Source organism: Pseudomonas sp. LJDD11 (assembly GCF_024584215.1).
Classification (GTDB): domain Bacteria; phylum Pseudomonadota; class Gammaproteobacteria; order Pseudomonadales; family Pseudomonadaceae; genus Aquipseudomonas.
In genome coordinates this window covers 99,052-115,641 of the sequence record NZ_JANJFL010000015.1, presented here as the reverse complement: position 1 = coordinate 115,641, position 16,590 = coordinate 99,052, and the positions used below count along the sequence as shown (strand labels likewise).

13 protein-coding genes are annotated in these 16,590 nt (G+C 63.5%); 8 read left to right on the top strand and 5 right to left on the bottom strand.

The window, feature by feature from the left end; all coding sequences use genetic code 11:
* Window positions 1–9: 9 nt before the first annotated feature.
* From pyrR to gshB, 5 genes are all read right to left on the bottom strand, one after another.
* Complete coding sequence (gene pyrR / locus NRB16_RS17985; protein WP_045485945.1) at window positions 10–528, bottom strand: bifunctional pyr operon transcriptional regulator/uracil phosphoribosyltransferase PyrR; 519 nt, start codon at window positions 526–528, stop codon at window positions 10–12.
* A gap of 111 nt (window positions 529–639) precedes the next feature.
* A complete protein-coding gene (gene ruvX, locus NRB16_RS17980; RefSeq protein WP_045485948.1) occupies window positions 640–1,080 on the bottom strand; it encodes a Holliday junction resolvase RuvX in 441 nt (146 codons plus the stop codon).
* Window positions 1,080–1,649 (bottom strand): YqgE/AlgH family protein, encoded by a 570-nt coding sequence (locus NRB16_RS17975; protein ID WP_257106597.1) that lies wholly within the window; start codon window positions 1,647–1,649, stop codon window positions 1,080–1,082. Before NRB16_RS17975 ends, ruvX begins: the two co-directional genes overlap by 1 nt.
* 108 nt (window positions 1,650–1,757) lie before the next feature.
* Window positions 1,758–2,660: an energy transducer TonB gene (locus NRB16_RS17970; RefSeq protein WP_257106610.1), complete on the bottom strand. Its 903-nt coding sequence runs from the start codon at window positions 2,658–2,660 to the stop codon at window positions 1,758–1,760.
* Window positions 2,661–2,783: 123 nt separating this feature from the next.
* Window positions 2,784–3,737 (bottom strand): glutathione synthase, encoded by a 954-nt coding sequence (gshB, locus tag NRB16_RS17965; RefSeq protein WP_253111923.1) that lies wholly within the window; start codon window positions 3,735–3,737, stop codon window positions 2,784–2,786.
* Window positions 3,738–3,951: 214 nt separating this feature from the next.
* Between gshB and pilG the strand changes: the two genes are divergently transcribed.
* The 8 genes from pilG to NRB16_RS17925 all read left to right on the top strand — a co-directional run bounded on the left by pilG (window position 3,952) and on the right by NRB16_RS17925 (window position 16,589).
* Window positions 3,952–4,362 carry a twitching motility response regulator PilG gene (gene pilG, locus NRB16_RS17960; RefSeq protein WP_045485956.1) on the top strand — a complete coding sequence of 137 codons (411 nt, stop codon included), beginning with the start codon at window positions 3,952–3,954 and terminating at the stop codon, window positions 4,360–4,362.
* 43 nt (window positions 4,363–4,405) lie between these two features.
* Window positions 4,406–4,771, top strand: coding sequence for a twitching motility response regulator PilH (gene pilH, locus NRB16_RS17955; protein WP_045494110.1), 366 nt, complete (start codon window positions 4,406–4,408; stop codon window positions 4,769–4,771).
* Window positions 4,772–4,786: 15 nt separating this feature from the next.
* Window positions 4,787–5,326: a chemotaxis protein CheW gene (locus tag NRB16_RS17950; protein WP_045485959.1), complete on the top strand. Its 540-nt coding sequence runs from the start codon at window positions 4,787–4,789 to the stop codon at window positions 5,324–5,326.
* Between the two features lie 32 nt (window positions 5,327–5,358).
* Complete coding sequence (locus tag NRB16_RS17945) at window positions 5,359–7,401, top strand: methyl-accepting chemotaxis protein (RefSeq protein ID WP_045485963.1); 2,043 nt, start codon at window positions 5,359–5,361, stop codon at window positions 7,399–7,401.
* Between the two features lie 42 nt (window positions 7,402–7,443).
* Complete coding sequence (locus NRB16_RS17940; RefSeq protein WP_257106596.1) at window positions 7,444–13,278, top strand: Hpt domain-containing protein; 5,835 nt, start codon at window positions 7,444–7,446, stop codon at window positions 13,276–13,278.
* Window positions 13,271–13,759, top strand: coding sequence for a chemotaxis protein CheW (locus NRB16_RS17935; protein WP_045485969.1), 489 nt, complete (start codon window positions 13,271–13,273; stop codon window positions 13,757–13,759). The genes NRB16_RS17940 and NRB16_RS17935 overlap by 8 nt, the downstream gene beginning before the upstream one ends.
* 278 nt (window positions 13,760–14,037) lie before the next feature.
* The gene (gene mdcA, locus NRB16_RS17930; RefSeq protein WP_045485972.1) at window positions 14,038–15,714 is read left to right on the top strand and encodes a malonate decarboxylase subunit alpha; all 1,677 of its coding nucleotides are present in this window, start codon (window positions 14,038–14,040) and stop codon (window positions 15,712–15,714) included.
* Window positions 15,714–16,589: a triphosphoribosyl-dephospho-CoA synthase gene (locus tag NRB16_RS17925; protein WP_257106595.1), complete on the top strand. Its 876-nt coding sequence runs from the start codon at window positions 15,714–15,716 to the stop codon at window positions 16,587–16,589. The genes mdcA and NRB16_RS17925 overlap by 1 nt, the downstream gene beginning before the upstream one ends.
* Window position 16,590 lies beyond the last annotated feature (1 nt).

Sequence of the window (16,590 nt, the reverse complement as noted above, 5' to 3'; positions counted from 1 at the left end):
AATGGACTCTTAAAGGGCTGAGGCAGGGGAGAGGTCTTGGAGTTCGAGCGCCAGCGGCTCAGGGCCGCTCAGCTTGACCCGTTCGTCAGGCGCCAGCGACAGCGTCGCACCGACCACATCGGGGCTGATCGGCAGCTCGCCGGCATCCAGGTCCAGCAGGCAGACCAGCGTAACGCTGGCCGGGCGGCCGTAATCGAACAGTTCATTAAGGGCGGCGCGCACCGTACGGCCACTCATGAGCACATCGTCGATCAGCACCAGATGCTGGCCTTCGATTTCGAACGGCAGTTCTGAAGGCTGGACTTGGGGGTGCAGGCCGTTCTGGCTGAAATCGTCGCGATAGAAAGACACATCCAGGGTGCCGAGCGGCGCCGGGTTATCGAGCGCCTTGAGCAGCGCCTGAGCCACCCAGATACCGCCGGTGCGGATGCCGATAAAGCGTGGTTCGGTGATTGCGCGCTTGTTCAGGTGGGTCGTCAGGTCGGTGGCCATCTGACGGATCAGTTCGGCGGGGTTGGGCAAACTCATGCTGGCTCCTTCAGGCGCTCGGCAGTGCCATCGGTGGCACCGCTCAAGCGCAAATTTGAAATCCTCGGGGCATCTGACTGAGGGTTATCGAAGTGTTGCAACGGCCTGGGGTCACCCATTGAGCAACTCGGGATTGTCGTCCAGCCAGCCTTGCAGCAGCAGGGCGGCAGCAATGGCATCCACCGGGTTGTCGCGATAACTGCCGCGCTGACCGCCGCGGGCCATACGCTCGCCCTTGGCCTCGAAGGTGGTCAGGCGTTCGTCATGGGTAAAGGCCGGTACATTGAAGCGACCGTTGAGCTGGCGGGAGAACTTTTCGGCGCGGGCGCTCATGTCGCTGGGGGTGCCGTCCATATTCAAGGGCAGGCCGACCACCACGGCATCGGGCTTCCATTCATTGAACAGGGCCTGGACCTTGTTCCAGTCCGGCACGCCATTCTGGGCCTTGAGGGTGCAGAGTTCACGCGCCTGGCCGGTCACTGCCTGGCCAACCGCCACACCAATCTGCCGGGTGCCGTAGTCAAAGCCCAGGATCAGGCGTATCGCAGCCATCAGGCGTGACCTGCCTGAGTGGAAAGCAGACTCAGATTGACCCCCAGACGCGCGGCAGCGGCATGCAGGCGCTGATCACTGTCGACCTCGAACAGGATGGCCGGGTCAAACGGGCAGGTCAGCCAGGCGTTGGCGGCCAGTTCCGCGTCCAGTTGGCCGGCGTCCCAGCCGGCGTAACCGAGGGCGATCAGGCTGTGCTCGGGGCCGCTGCCGTCCGCAATGGCAAACAGTACGTCCTGAGAGGTCGACAGCGACAGGCCTTCAAGTTCGACCGTGGCCTGGAAAACCGGACCGATGGGGTGCAGGACAAAGCCGCGGTCAGTCTGCACCGGGCCGCCGGAGTGAATCTGGATATGCTGGCAGCGTGCCGGGGCGAGCTGCTCCGGGCGCAATTGCTCAAGCACATCGGCCAGGGTCAGTGCCTGCGGGCGATTGATCACCAGGCCCATGGCGCCATTGGCGTTGTGCTCGACGATATAGGTCAAGGTCTGGGCGAAATTCGGATCGTCCATATGCGGCATGGCGATCAGGAATTGGTGCTTGAGGTAGCTCGGAGCGACGTTTTTCATAAGTTGTAGTTTGGCTCTGCCGGGGGAGCCTGACAACCGTGCGTGGGGCTTTGCCCAGCAAAATGTTGTCAGGCTATGGCTTTTGTGGTGCGGGTCTCAGAGCGCAGCTTAGTTGCTGGACAGACGGTCGCCCTTGGCAAATTTCCAGGTGCGGATGATCTCAAGCCGGTCGATGTCGGCAAGATCGCCGGTGAACGGCGCAAAAGGCGCCGCCAGACGCACGATACGCTGCGCGGCCTGATCCAGCAGTGGTTGCCCGGACGATTCTAGCACCAGCACTTCATACAGCGAACCATCGCGGTTGATTGACACCAGCAGGCGCAGGCTGCCGTAGATCTGCTGACGGCGCGCCTCGTCGGGGTAGTTCAGATTGCCGACCCGCTCGACCTTCTTGCGCCAGTCGTCCTTGTACCAGGCACCCTTGTCGCGCATGGTCGAGGCCGCGTTGAGGCGGTGAATCTTAGGCCGCTTGGCGTAACGCTGTTGTTCGGCAGACAGTTCGGCTTCCAGGCTGGCGATTTCATTGCTCAGTTGCGCGCTGTCGAAGGTCGGGGCGGCTTTGAGCTGCGGGTCTGGTTTGACTTCTTCGCGTTTGGCGACGGTTTTTTCCTGGACCTGGGCGCGGGTGGACACGGCCGCCTTGGGCGCGTCCTGTTTTTCCACCGGTTTGCTTGCCGGAGGCGGCGTTACCCGGTTGATCTCGGTGTCCTGAAACGGCGCCAGTTCGGTGGTCTTGAGCGTTTCGGCATGATCCAGCGTGCCGCTGCCTTCCTGGTTGTCCTGGGCCAGAAAGTCCGCGTTGGCGGGCTTTTTCTCACTCTTGAAGGTCGCCAGGGTGATCTCCAGGGTCTGGGAGATCTGCTCGGGCTTCACATAGGTAAAACCCACCCCGAGAATCAGCGCCAGGTGCACCAGTGCAGCGATCAGCAGGGTAAAGCCCAGGCGGTCACGGGCACGCACGCCAGTGGTGGCATGGTCGAGTACCAGCGGGTTGTAGGCCATTGCTGTCATTGAAGATTGGGCTGCCATGGGGTCCGGACGGGTTTCGCAAGACGCGCATCATAACAAGTCAGCAGCGCCAGGCGACAGGCTACAGACGGCAAGACAATGGTTTGCCGCCTGTGCCTGGCAGACTCAGCGCGCCTTGAGCTTGCTCTCGATGGCATCCATCAGCAGGCTGCCGATATTGGTGCCGAAGGCATTGTCGATTTCGCGGATGCAGGTCGGGCTGGTGACGTTGATTTCGGTCAGGTGCTCGCCGATCACGTCCAGGCCGACGAACAGCAGGCCTTTTTCCCTCAGGGTCGGGCCGACCTGGGCGGCGATCCAGCGGTCGCGTTCGGTCAGCGGCCGGGCTTCGCCGCGTCCGCCGGCAGCCAGGTTGCCACGGGTTTCACCGGCGGCCGGGATGCGCGCCAGGCAGTACGGCACCGGCTCGCCGTCAACCATCAGGATGCGTTTGTCGCCATCCTTGATTGCCGGCAGGTAACCCTGGGCCATGATCTGCTGGGTGCCGTTGGCGGTCAGGGTTTCGAGAATCACCGACAGGTTGGGGTCGCCTGCCCGGTGACGGAAGATCGAGGTGCCACCCATGCCGTCCAGCGGCTTGAGGATGGTGTCGCCCTGTTGCTCGGTGAAGGCGCGCAGGATGTCCGGGCGGCGGCTGACCAGGGTCGGCGGCGTGCACTGCGGGAACAGCGTGGCGAACAGTTTCTCGTTGCAGTCACGCAGGCTTTGCGGTTTGTTGACCACCAGCACGCCAGCGCGCTCGGCTTGTTCGAGCAGGTAGGTGGAGTAGACAAACTCCATGTCGAACGGCGGATCCTTGCGCATCAGGATCACGTCCAGGTCGTCCAGGCCGTTGTCCTGTTCGGCGCCGAATTCGAACCATTTTTCCGGGTTGGCGAATACCGTCAGTGGTTTCATCCGCGCGCGGGCCTGGCCCGAGTTCTGGTAGAGGTCCTGCTGCTCCATGTAGAACAGCGACCAGCCGCGTTCCTGGGCGGCAAGCAGCATGGCCAGCGAGCTGTCCTTCTTGTAGGAGATGCCCTCAATAGGGTCCATGACAATCCCCAAGCGAACGCTCATGGGCAAAATCCTCTGATCGGTGATGGCGCTGGGCCGGAACAGGCGTCAGGTTGGCGCTCGCCGTGCTCCGGGTCAAGGGGCAACTGGCTGGCGTTTATGGATTGCAGCGGGAGAGTGTGCTAAAAAGTCACGGCATCCGGCCAGGCTGTTATACGCCAGACTCCGGTGCCGTGCAGACCACGCAAACATTCGCCGCGGCGACGGAACAGCACACATGGAACAGCACGCCCCAGCCTTGAAGGTCATGGTCATCGATGACTCGCGGACCATTCGCCGCACCGCTGAAACCATCCTGAAAAACGCCGGTTGTGAGGTCATCACGGCCGTCGACGGGTTCGATGCCCTGGCCCGGATCGTCGATCATCACCCGCGAATCATCTTCGTCGATATCATGATGCCGCGTCTGGATGGCTATCAGACCTGCGCGCTGGTCAAGAACAACCGGGCGTTCAAGTCCACGCCGGTGATCATGCTGTCGTCGCGTGACGGGCTGTTCGACAAGGCCAAGGGCCGCATCGTCGGCTCAGATCAGTTTCTGACCAAGCCTTTCAGCCCGGAAGAACTGCTCAGCGCAATCAAGGCCCATGTGCCTGGCTTCGTTGCCGTTGAACAACATGTACCGTGAGGCCGGCAGGCACCATGCCGGCTACCACCATTTGGGGAATACCATGGCTCGAATATTGATCGTCGATGATTCGCCGACTGAAATGTACAAATTCACCAGCATCCTGGAAAAACACGGCCATCAAGTGTTCAAGGCCGAGAACGGCGCCGATGGCGTGGCCTTGGCGCGCCAGGAAAAACCCGACGCGGTGTTGATGGACATCGTCATGCCCGGCCTCAATGGCTTTCAGGCCACGCGCCAGTTGAGCAAGGACGACAGCACCCGGCATATTCCGGTGATCATGATCACCACCAAGGATCAGGAAACCGACAAGGTCTGGGGCACCCGCCAAGGGGCGCGCGATTACCTGACCAAGCCGGTGACCGAAGAAACCCTGATCAACACCCTTAACGCGGTACTGGCCGGCTAAGCCGCCGGAGCGCCTATGCCCGGGTCGCGTACCGCTTTCGAACTGTTGTTCGACATCGACCAGCGTTGTCGCTCTCTGGCGGCGGGCCTGCCGTCGCAGGAGACCCGTGGCCAGGACTGGAGCGGTATCGGTTTTCGCCTGGGCGAGCAGTTGTTTGTCGCGCCGATGGGCGAGATCAGCGAAATTCTCAACGAGCCCCGCGTGGCAGCGATGCCGGGGGTCAAGCCTTGGGTGCTGGGGCTTGCCAACCTGCGCGGGCGACTGTTGCCGGTGATGGACCTGAGTCGCTATTTCGGCCAGGGCCATGCGCCGTTGCGGCGTCAGCGCCGGGTGCTGGTGGTCGAACATCAGGAGGTGTTTGCCGGGTTGCTGGTCGATGAAGTGCTGGGTATGCAGCATTTTGAACCCGAAGACTTGCGCGCTGACGCGGCGCAGCCATTTGGGCCACGCATGGCGCCGTTCGTTCGTGGCCAGTTCCAGAGCACAGCGGTATGGCGAGTGTTCAGCACCCTGGCGCTGGCGCAGTCGGCGGATTTCATGGATGTTGCGATATAGACGTTCTCAACAGCCGGGCGGGAGCCTGATTAATGACTGATACAGGCAAGTCCGAAGAAGGGTTGCGCAGCCGTCGGCAGATCGTGGTGTTGTTCATCGTGCTGATCGTGCTGATCGTGGTGCTGTTCGCCAACTTCGCCTATCTCAACACCCAGTCGAACTATGACAAGCAGTACATCGGTCATGCCGGTGAGCTGCGTGTGCTGTCCCAGCGGATTGCCAAGAACGCCACCGAGTCGGCGGCCGGCAAGGCGCAGGCGTTCAAGCTGCTCACCGATGCGCGTAACGATTTCGACCAGCGCTGGAGCTTCCTGAAAAACGGCGACCCGGCCACCGGCCTGCCTGCGGCGCCATCCGGGGTGCATAAAGAGTTGCGTGCGGTGCAGAGCGACTGGGAAGCGCTGCGCAAAAGCACAGACGTGATCCTGGCCAACGAGCAGACCGTGCTGTCGCTGCATCAAGTGGCGGCGACCCTGGCCGAGACCATTCCGCAATTGCAGACCGAGTACGAAAAGGTCGTCGAGATTCTGCTGCAGAGCAAGGCGCCGTCCAGCCAGGTGGTGTTGGCCCAGCGCCAGGCGTTGCTTGCCGAGCGGATCCTCGGCTCGGTCAATACGGTGCTGGCCGGCGACGAAACCACGGTGCAGGCCGCCGATGCCTTTGGCCGTGATGCCAGCCAGTTTGGCCGGGTGCTCAATGGCATGCTCGAAGGCAATACCGGGATGAGCATCAGCCGCGTCCAGGACCCGGATGCGCGGGCGCGGCTGGCCGAAATTGCCGAGTTGTTCGAGTTCGTTTCCGGTTCGGTGGATGAAATCCTCGAAACCTCGCCGGAGCTGTTTCAGGTGCGCGAAGCCGCCGGCAAAATCTTCATCACCTCCCAGACCCTGCTCGATCAGGCTTCGGCGCTGACCACCAGCCTGGAGCGGCTGACCGGTCAGCGCACGATGAATTCGGTGGGCGGTTATCTACTTGGCCTGCTGGCGGTGATGTCGGTGTTGCTGATCGGCCTGGTCATGGTCCGCGAGACCAACCGCCAGTTGCACGAAACGGCGCAGAAGAGCGAGCGCAACCAGGCAGCGATCATGCGCCTGCTCGATGAAATCGAAGACCTTGCCGATGGTGACCTGACCGTCGCGGCATCGGTGACTGAAGACTTCACCGGGGCCATCGCTGACTCGATCAATTTCTCCATCGACCAGTTGCGTGAACTGGTGGCGACCATCAACTTCACCGCCCAGCAGGTCGCTGCCGCCGTGCAGGAAACCCAGACCACCGCCATGCAACTGGCCGGCGCCTCGCAGCATCAGGCCTTGCAGATCAGCGCGGCCTCGGCGGCGATCAACGACATGGCGCAGTCGATCGACCAGGTGTCGACCAACGCCTCCGAGTCTTCGACGGTCGCCGCCCGCTCGGTGGCTATCGCCAACAAGGGCAATGAGGTGGTACACAACACCATCCATGGCATGGACAACATTCGCGAGCAGATTCAGGACACCTCCAAGCGCATCAAGCGTCTGGGTGAGTCATCTCAGGAAATTGGCGATATTGTCAGTCTGATCGACGACATTTCTGACCAGACCAACGTACTGGCCCTCAACGCGGCGATCCAGGCGTCGATGGCCGGTGATGCCGGGCGCGGCTTTGCCGTGGTGGCCGACGAAGTACAACGGCTGGCCGAGCGCTCGTCATCCGCGACCAAACAGATCGAAAGTCTGGTGCGGGCGATCCAGAACGACACCAACGAAGCGGTCATCTCGATGGAGCAGACCACCAGTGAGGTGGTGCGCGGTGCGCGTCTGGCGCAGGACGCCGGGGTGGCCCTGGAAGAAATCGAAGGCGTATCGCGGGTGCTGGCCGAGCTGATCGAAAGTATCACCGACGCCGCCCAGCAACAGGCGGTTTCCGCCGGGCAGATCTCCCAGACCATGACCGTGATCCAGCAAATCACCTCGCAGACCACCTCCGGGACGGCAGCCACTGCCGAAAGCATCGGCAACCTGGCGAAGCTGGCCAGTGCCATGCGGCGTTCGGTGTCCGGGTTTACCTTGCCTGCCTCCAGAGATCACGGATGACGCGGTTGACCTTCATGCCCGACAGCCAGAGCCACGCGCGCCATGCCTGACCGCCACGACTATGTCGCCCTTGAGTGGGTCAAAGGCAGCATCGCCGAAACCCTCGCGCAGGCCCGTCAGGCGCTGGACGGCTATATCGCCAGCCCTGATAAAGGCGCTGCCCTGGATGAGTGCCTGAACGGCCTGCATCAGGTCTATGGCTGCCTGCAGATGATCGAGTTCTATGGCGCGGCGCTGCTCGCCGAAGAAATCGAAAAGCTGGCGCTGGCCCTGCGTGGGCAACGGCTGGCCAATCAGCCTGAAGCCTTGCAACTGCTCAGTCAGGCAATGAACCAGTTGCCGATCTATCTGGAGCGTATTCACACCGCGCGGCGCGATCTGCCGCTGGTGATCCTGCCGTTGCTCAACGACCTGCGCAGTGTTCGCGGCGAGAGCCTGCTGTCGGAAACCAGCCTGTTTGCGCCCTTGCTCGATGACACCGGCCCGCTCGACGCCCAGACCCTGGCCCAGCGCGATTTTCCTGGCCTGGCGCAACTGCTGCGCACCTGGCGGCAAAGCCTGCAGGATGCTCTGAGCGGGTTGATCCGCGAACAGGATGTGCCGTCGCAGTTGCAACACCTGACTGAAGTGTTCGCCCATCTCGAACGGCTGTGCGAAGGCGCCCCGCTCGAAGCGTTATGGCGCATCACCTCGGCGCTGGTCGACAGCATGGCGGCTGGCAGTTTTACCAACAGCCCTGCGCTGCGCAGCCTGTTCCGGGATGCCGACCATGAGCTTGAACGGCTGATCGAACAGGGCGTATCAGCGATCAACCAGCCCGCGCCGGACGAATTGCTCAAGAGCCTGCTGTTCTATATCGCCAAATCCGACAGCCAGTCAGCGAAAGTGCTGGCGCTCAGAGAACAGTACGCGCTGGACGATGCATTGCCTGCCAGCCACATCGTGTTCGAAGAGCGGGCGCGGATGACGGCGCCGGATCGCGACGCCATGCGCAGCGTAATCCTGGCGGTGTGCGAAGGCCTGGTGCGGGCCAAGGAACGGCTGGACGTGTTCGTGCGCGGTGACCGCCAGCGGGTCAGCGAACTCAACGCACTGTTGCCGTCGTTGCGGCAGATTGCCGATACCCTGGCGGTATTGGGCTTCGGCCAGCCGCGCAAGGTCATCATCGACCAGGCCAGCGTGGTGCAGGGCATGGCCCAGGGGCAGCGTGAGCCCAGCGACGCGACCCTGATGGATGTGGCCGGCGCGCTGCTTTACGTCGAGTCGACCCTGGCCGGCATGGTGGGCGGCAGCGCTGAAACCCGCCGTGAAGAGAGCCATCTGCCGACCACTGATCTGACCCGCATTCATCAACTGGTGATTCGCGAAGCTCTGGTGGTCTTGCAGCAGGCCAGAGACGTCTTGCTCGACGCGCTGGATGGCCAGTGGTCGCCAGCGCGCCTGCTGCCTCTGCATGAGTATCTCTGGCAGGTGCGCGGAGCCCTGGCGATGATCCCGCTGGCCACCGCCGCCGGCCTGCTGACGGCCTGCAGCGACTATGTTCGCGAGCAGTTGTCGGCTGCCGACAGCGCGCCGCCCGCCGCGCAGCTTGACGACCTGGCCGATGCGCTCAGTGCCATCGAGTATTACCTTGAGCGCATGGTCGAAGACCACCATGCTCCCGGTGACCGCTTGCTGGCGATGGCTGAGGCCAGCCTGGCACGGTTGGGTTACGTGGCTGCGCCGCTCGTGGAGGCGCTCGAAGAGCCGGTCCTGGCAGCGGGCGCAGCAAGCCCGGAGCTTGCCCGGGTGCTGGCGCGACCATTGGCGGCGGTCAACCCGCCCGGTCGCGACATGCCGGCCAGCCTGTTGCCACCGCCGCTCAACGAACAGGCGGTAGACGATGAACTGCGCGAGGTCTTCATCGAGGAAGCCGAAGAAGTCTTGGCCGCTCTGCAAGAGCAGTTGCCGCGCTGGCTGGTTGCCCTGGCCACGCCGGGGGTGGCCAGCAACCAGACGCTGGCCGACATTCGCCGGGCGTTCCACACCCTCAAGGGCAGTGGCCGCATGGTCCGTGCGCTGGTGATCAGTGAGCTGGCCTGGTCGGTGGAAAACCTGCTCAACCGCATCCTCGAAGACAGCGTGGTCGCTGACCAGCAGGTGCGTCAGTTGTTGGCCGGGGTGCAGGCGTTACTGCCTGAGCTGCTCCGCGATTTCGCCAGTAATGCCCAGCGTCAGCGCGAAGACGCCGACCGCCTTGCCGCTCAGGCCAAGGTACTGGCTGACGGCAAGCCGGATGATGAGCCCGACACCCAATTGCTGGAGATCTTCCGTCAGGAAGCCCAGGGGCATTTGCAGACCATCGACCGTTTTCTCGATAGCGCCTCACGCAATGACTCATCCGCGATTGGTGATGACCTTCACCGCGCCCTGCACACCCTCAAAGGCAGTGCCTACATGGCCGGTGTGCTGCCGATTGCCGAACTGGCCAAGGCACTGGACGAGTTGATACGCGAGTTCAAGGCCAACCTGATCGCCATTGAAACACCGGAATTGAAGCTGCTACGCGCCGCCGAGCCGCTGTTTTATAAAGGCATTGAGCAATTGGGCAGCCAGCCGCTGGCGCCCATTGAAGGGGCCGCTGAGGTGATCGAGGCGGCGCACTCGCTGCTGCAGCAACGCCTTGCTGCGGCCCTGCAAGACACCGATGAGGGCAGTGCCGAGCGCCTCAACCCCAAGGCGATCACCACCTTTCTGCATCAGGGCATGGATATTGTGCTCGACGCCGAGGGCCTGTTGCAGCGCTGGCGCGAGCATCCGGGCCAGCGTCAGGAACTGACCACCCTGCTTGACGAGTTGACCAGCCTGGGGCACAGCGCGCACCTGGCCGAATTGCCGCAGGTCGATGAACTGTGCGAGGCCTTGCTGGACCTGTACGGCGCGGTTGAAGAAAGCAGCCTGGCAGTCAGTGAGCGGTTTTTCCATGAGGCTGAACAGGCCCATGAAGCACTGATCGACATGCTCGACCAACTGGCTGCCGGTCAGGACGTGCAGCCGCGCGCCGATCGCATCGAGGCCTTGCATGCGCTGCTCGACGAAGCACTGGAGCCCGGCGCCGCCGGACTGGTCTCCAGCGCTGGCCAGCGGGTCATCGAGCTGGGCGCCGCCACCGACCAGCTTGCCGAAGAGGGCGGCCAGGACGATGAAATTGTCGCGATATTTCTGGAGGAAGCCGCCGATATCCTCGACAGCGCTGGCGAGGCATTGCAGCGCTGGCTGACGGCTCCGGACAATTCGGCGCCCCTGCCGTCGCTGCAACGTGATCTGCATACCCTCAAGGGCGGCGCGCGAATGGCCGCTATCAGCCCGGTGAGCAATCTGGGGCATGAGCTGGAGGCGTTGTACGCCGGGCTGATCGAGCGTCGTTACGGCTATTCACCGGAACTGGCCGAGTTGCTGCTGGCCAGCCATGACCATCTGGCCCTGATGCTGGAGCAACTGCGCCACCGCGAAGCCCTGGACGACCCGGCAGCGCTGATCGAGGCCATCGAGGCGCTGCGCCGCGCCAGTGGCCGCGACCCCGATGCCGGGCTGGCGCTTGCCACTGAGCCGGCCGCCGACGGCCCCGAGCGTGATCCTGAACTGCGCGCCGTGTTTCTCCAGGAAGGCCTGGATATTCTCGACAGCGCTGGCGCTGCCCTGGCGCGCTGGCAGGCTGACCCGCATAACCTGCTGGAAGTCGAGACGCTGCTGCGCGACCTGCACACCCTCAAGGGCGGTGCACGGATGGTCGAGATCAAGCCGATCAGCGATCTGGCCCATGAGATCGAATCGCTCTACGAAGCGGTGTCTGCCGGGCTCCGCCAGCCCGGCCCGGTGTTGCTGGAGCTGTTGCAGCGCGGCCATGACCTGTTGGCCGACATGCTCGATGCGGTGCGCGCCGAACAACCGCTGCCCGATGCCGTTCGACTGATCGATAACATTCGCCAGCTCGATGTGCTGGAGCCGGTCGTCGTGGCGCCGCCGGTGCCAGCCGCGGGCGCCGAGAGCGAAGTCGAGCGAGCCGGGCCGGAAATGGTCAAGGTGGCCGCAGAAGACCTGGAACAACTGGTCAACCTGGCCGGCGAGACGTCGATTTTTCGCGGCCGTATCGAACAACAGATTCTCGATACCAGGGCCACCCTGGTAGAGGTTGAAACCACTCTGGAGCGTATGCGCGACCAGCTGCGCCGCCTGGAAACCGAAACCCAGGGGAGTATTCTCAGCCGCGAGCAGAGCCACGCCGAATGGCGTGGCTACGAAGATTTCGACCCGCTGGAAATGGACCGCCATTCGCAGCTCCAGCAGTTGTCCCGGGCACTGACCGAGTCGGCCTCTGACTTGCTGGACCTCAAAGAGACCCTCGACCAGCGCAACCGCTATGCCGAGACGCTGCTGGCCAAGCAGGCGCGAGTCAACACCGAGTTGCAGGAGGGCCTGATGCGCACCCGCATGGTGCCGTTCGAGCGCCTGGTGCCGCGCTTGCGCCGGGTGGTGCGCCAAGTGGCGGGCGAACTGAACAAGCAGGTGCAATTCGACGTCGGCAATGCTGAGGGTGATATGGACCGCAGCGTGCTGGAGCGCATGGTCGCGCCGCTGGAGCACATGCTGCGCAATGCGGTGGACCATGGCCTGGAAAGCACCGAGCGACGCATCGCGGCGGGCAAACCGGAGCAGGGCCATATTCGTCTCGACCTGCGGCATGAGGGCGGCGATATCGTTATCGAGCTGAGCGACGATGGTCTGGGTGTCGACCTGGCTGCGGTACGGCGCAAGGCGATCAAGCGTGGGCTGATCCAGCCCGATGCGGTGCTGGCTGACCATGAAGTGCTGTCGTTCATTCTTGAGGCCGGGTTCTCGACTGCCGAAGTCATCACCCAGATTTCCGGGCGCGGCGTGGGCATGGACGTGGTGCATGCCGAGGTCAAGCAACTGGGCGGTTCGATGAGCATCGACTCGGTGCCGGGCCAGGGCACACACTTCCGGATTCGTCTGCCATTCTCGGTGTCGGTCAACCGGGCCTTGATGGTGCAGTGCGGTGATGAGCTGTACGCCTTGCCGCTCAATACCGTTGAGGGCCTGGTCAGGGTGATGCCCGGCGAGTTGCTTGAGCATTACCAGAGCCAGCCGCCGCGTTACCGTTATGGCGGGCATACCTACGACCTGCGCTATCTGGGCGAACTGCTGGGCATTGGCCGGCCGCGCCTGCACGAGCAAATGCAGCCGGTGCCGGTGCTGCTGGTGCATCAGCAGGATCAATGGGTGGCGGTGCAGGTCGATGCGCTGGCGGGTTCACGGGAAATCGTGGTCAAGAGCCTCGGCCCGCAGTTTTCCAGGGTCCAGGGCGTTACCGGGGCGACCATTCTGGGCGATGGCCGGGTGGTGTTGATCCTTGACCTGCTCGCCTGGTTGCGTGGCCAGCAGGGCCGAGCATCGATGCAGCAACCGGCCTGGCGCCTGCTGCCGGTTGGCGCCACCGGGCAACGGACCCTGCGCGTCATGGTGGTGGATGACTCGGTGACGGTGCGCAAAGTCACCAGCCGCCTGCTGGAGCGCCACGGCATGCAGGTGCTGACCGCCAAGGATGGGGTCGATGCCATGAGCCTGTTGGAACAACACACACCGGACATCCTGCTGCTGGACATCGAAATGCCGCGCATGGATGGTTTCGAAGTGGCCAGCCTGATCCGTCGGCATGAACGGCTGCGCGACTTGCCGATCATCATGATTACCTCGCGTTCTGGGCAAAAACACCGTGATCGGGCGATGGCCCTGGGCGTCAACGATTATCTGAGCAAGCCCTACCAGGAGTCGGTCCTGCTCGAAAGCATCGCCCGCTGGAGTTCGCCGCATGCCTGATGTCGCCTACGAGTCCAGCCGCCGCTCGACCCTGACCTGCCTGCTGTTGCCGCTCAGTGACCGCTACCTGCTGTTGCCCAACGTTGCGGTCGCGGAACTGATCGATTACCAGGATTGCCATGCCGACCCGAATGCCCCGGCCTGGTATTTGGGCAATATCCGCTGGCGCGAGCTTGATCTGCCGTTGCTGAGCTTCGAAGCCGCCTGCGGCGGACGCACCAAGGTCGGCGGCCGGGCCCGCATCGTGGTGCTCAATGCGCTGGGCGGTAACGCCGAACGCCGGTATCTGGCGCTGCTGATCCAGAACATCCCGCGCTCGTGCAAGGTCGACAATCAGTTGAGCTACGTCGATGTACCGCTGGCATCGCTGGAGCTGGCTGCGGTGCAGGTCGGCGACACGCTGGCCCGGGTGCCGGACCTGGTGGGGCTGGAGCAGTGGTTGGTGGACGCGGGCGTGGTCGATAACGATACACGGCCGTAGGAGCGGCTTTAGCCGCGAAGGACTTGCGGCCAAAGCAAAAGCTTCCCGGCTAAAGCCGGTCCTACAGGCTAATGCCGATCAGTTAAGGACAACGCGGTCATTGTGGGAGGAGCCGGCCGGCCCCTCCCACGGAGACTGAGCAAGGTTCGATAATCGCTTAACTGATCGACATTAGTCCTACCATTAACCTGAGCGTAACGATTCCACGCTGAGCTTGATTGATGCCGCGCCCGGCGGCTTCTAAGGTGACCCACGACAGCGATCATCGTGGAGTGACCATGACAACGATAATAAACCCCGACGCGCGCTGGTCGCGACGTCGCAGTGAAAAGCAGCGGCGTCTTGACCAGGTCAGGCCGTTGGCCGACGGTGTGGTCATTCCCACCGAGAATATTGTCGCCGCGTTGCAGGCGTTGCTGGTGCCTGGCGACCGGGTGGTGCTGGAGGGCAACAACCAGAAGCAGGCGGATTTTCTGTCTCGCTCGCTGGTCAAGGTTGACCCCGGCAAGATTCACGATCTGCACATGATCATGCCCAGCGTTGGCCGCGCCGAGCATCTGGACCTCTTCGAACGTGGCATCGCCCGCAAGCTGGACTTCTCCTTCGCCGGCACCCAGAGCCTGCGCATCAGCCAGTTGCTTGAAGACGGGCTGCTGGAAATCGGCGCCATCCATACGTACATCGAACTCTACGCCCGGCTGGTGGTGGATCTGATCCCCAACGTGGTGCTCTCGGCCGGCTTCAAGGCTGACCGTGCCGGCAATATCTACACCGGCCCCAGCACCGAAGACAGCCCGGCGCTGATCGAGCCGGCGGCGTTCAGTGACGGCATCGTCATCGTCCAGGTCAACGAGCTGGTGGATGATGTCAGCGACTTGCCACGGGTGGACATTCCGGCGTCCTGGGTCGATTTCGTGGTGGTGGCCGACAAGCCGTTTTACATCGAGCCGCTGTTCACCCGCGACCCGCGCCATATCAAGCCGGTCCATGTGCTGATGGCGATGATGGCCATCCGCGGCATCTACGAAAAGCACAACGTGCAGTCGCTCAACCACGGCATCGGTTTCAACACCGCCGCCATCGAGCTGATTCTGCCCACCTACGGCGAGTCGTTGGGTCTGAAGGGCAAGATCTGCCGCAACTGGACCCTCAATCCGCACCCGACCCTGATTCCAGCCATCGAGAGCGGCTGGGTCGAGAGCGTGCATTGCTTCGGCACCGAGCTGGGTATGGAGAATTACATCGCGGCGCGCCCGGACGTGTTCTTCACCGGTCGTGACGGCTCGTTGCGTTCCAACCGGCAGATCTGCCAACTGGCCGGGCAGTACGCCGTAGACCTGTTCATCGGCGCGACCCTGCAGGTCGATGGCGACGGCCATTCGTCGACCGTGACCCGTGGCCGGCTGGCCGGTTTCGGTGGCGCGCCAAACATGGGCCACGACCCGCGTGGCCGTCGCCACGGCACCCCGGCCTGGCTGGATATGCGCACCGAACCCGGCGATGGCCCGGCGGCCTATCTGGAGCGCGGCAAGAAGCTGGTGGTGCAGATGGTCGAGACCTTCCAGGAAGGCGGCAAACCGACCTTCGTCGACACCCTCGATGCTGTGGAAGTGGCGAAAAAGAGCGGCATGCCGTTGGCGCCGATCATGATCTACGGCGATGACGTCACCCACCTGCTGACCGAGGAAGGCATCGCTTACCTGTACAAGGCCCGCAGCCTCGAAGAGCGCCGGGCGATGATCGCTGCGGTGGCCGGGGTAACCGCCATCGGCCTGCGTCATGACCCCAAGGAAACTGCACGCCTGCGCCGTGAAGGGCTGATCGCATTGCCGGAAGACCTGGGCATTCGCCGCACCGACGCCAGCCGCGAACTGCTCGCCGCCAAGAGCATCGCTGAGCTGGTCGAGTGGTCCGGTGGCCTGTACAACCCGCCTGCCAAATTCAGGAGCTGGTGATGAGCGCACTGCACTTACAACAGCCCTCGATTGGTCTGGCCGAGCAGCTTGCCGACCTGGCCGTCGCAGCGCTGATCGACGAAGCCGAACTGTCACCTAAACCCGCGCTGGTCGACCGGCGCAGCAGTGGCGCGCACCACGACATGCACCTGGGGCTGATGCAGGCCTCGGCGCTGGCGCTGTGGCCGACCTTCGAGCAAATGGCCCAGGCGGCCATTGAACTGGGCGAAGTCGGCCAGCCATTGCGTGAAACCCTTGGCCAGCTGGGCCGTGAAGGCGAAACCGCGATGTTGCGCACCACCGGCGGGGTCAACACCCATCGCGGGGCAATCTGGGCGCTGGGCTTGCTGGTGGCCGCGGTGCCGCTGGCACCTGATGAGCTGTCACCGGCCGGAATCTGCCTGCGTGCGGCGCGGCTGGCGCTGATCGACGATCGGCGGGCCACCCCCCAGGCCAGCAATGGCCGCGAAGTTGCCCGGCGCTATGGCGTGCTCGGTGCGCGGGAGCAGGCCCAGCAAGGTTTCCCGGCAGTCACTCAATATGGTCTGCCACAACTGCAGCGCAGCCGCGCCCAAGGCAGCGGCGAGCAGAACGCCCGGCTCGACGCGCTGCTGGCGATCATGACCACGCTGGGTGACACCTGTGTGCTGCACCGCGCCGGCCTTGAAGGTCTGCAAACCATGCAGCACGGCGCACAGCGCGTACTGGACGCAGGCGGTGGTGCCAGCCTGGCCGGGCGTCGAGCGCTGCAGGTGCTGGACCGCGAGCTGGTTGGCTTGAACGCCTCGCCAGGCGGCGCCGCCGACCTGCTGGCCGCCTGTCTGTTTATCGATGGCCTGGAGCCTGCGCTCGGCCACGCATCGAGGAGTCTCTGAA

What these genes read in the sequence shown, in the direction of transcription:
- gshB (WP_253111923.1), bottom strand. Translation starts at nt 3,737, where the DNA reads ATGAGCGTTCGCTTGGGGATTGTCATGGACCCTATTGAGGGCATCTCC.
- ruvX (WP_045485948.1), bottom strand. Translation starts at nt 1,080, where the DNA reads ATGGCTGCGATACGCCTGATCCTGGGCTTTGACTACGGCACCCGGCAG.
- pilH (WP_045494110.1), top strand. Translation starts at nt 4,406, where the DNA reads ATGGCTCGAATATTGATCGTCGATGATTCGCCGACTGAAATGTACAAA.
- NRB16_RS17935 (WP_045485969.1), top strand. Translation starts at nt 13,271, where the DNA reads ATGCCTGATGTCGCCTACGAGTCCAGCCGCCGCTCGACCCTGACCTGC.
- NRB16_RS17950 (WP_045485959.1), top strand. Translation starts at nt 4,787, where the DNA reads ATGCCCGGGTCGCGTACCGCTTTCGAACTGTTGTTCGACATCGACCAG.
- pilG (WP_045485956.1), top strand. Translation starts at nt 3,952, where the DNA reads ATGGAACAGCACGCCCCAGCCTTGAAGGTCATGGTCATCGATGACTCG.
- NRB16_RS17975 (WP_257106597.1), bottom strand. Translation starts at nt 1,649, where the DNA reads ATGAAAAACGTCGCTCCGAGCTACCTCAAGCACCAATTCCTGATCGCC.
- NRB16_RS17940 (WP_257106596.1), top strand. Translation starts at nt 7,444, where the DNA reads ATGCCTGACCGCCACGACTATGTCGCCCTTGAGTGGGTCAAAGGCAGC.
- NRB16_RS17925 (WP_257106595.1), top strand. Translation starts at nt 15,714, where the DNA reads ATGAGCGCACTGCACTTACAACAGCCCTCGATTGGTCTGGCCGAGCAG.
- NRB16_RS17945 (WP_045485963.1), top strand. Translation starts at nt 5,359, where the DNA reads ATGACTGATACAGGCAAGTCCGAAGAAGGGTTGCGCAGCCGTCGGCAG.
- mdcA (WP_045485972.1), top strand. Translation starts at nt 14,038, where the DNA reads ATGACAACGATAATAAACCCCGACGCGCGCTGGTCGCGACGTCGCAGT.
- pyrR (WP_045485945.1), bottom strand. Translation starts at nt 528, where the DNA reads ATGAGTTTGCCCAACCCCGCCGAACTGATCCGTCAGATGGCCACCGAC.
- NRB16_RS17970 (WP_257106610.1), bottom strand. Translation starts at nt 2,660, where the DNA reads ATGACAGCAATGGCCTACAACCCGCTGGTACTCGACCATGCCACCACT.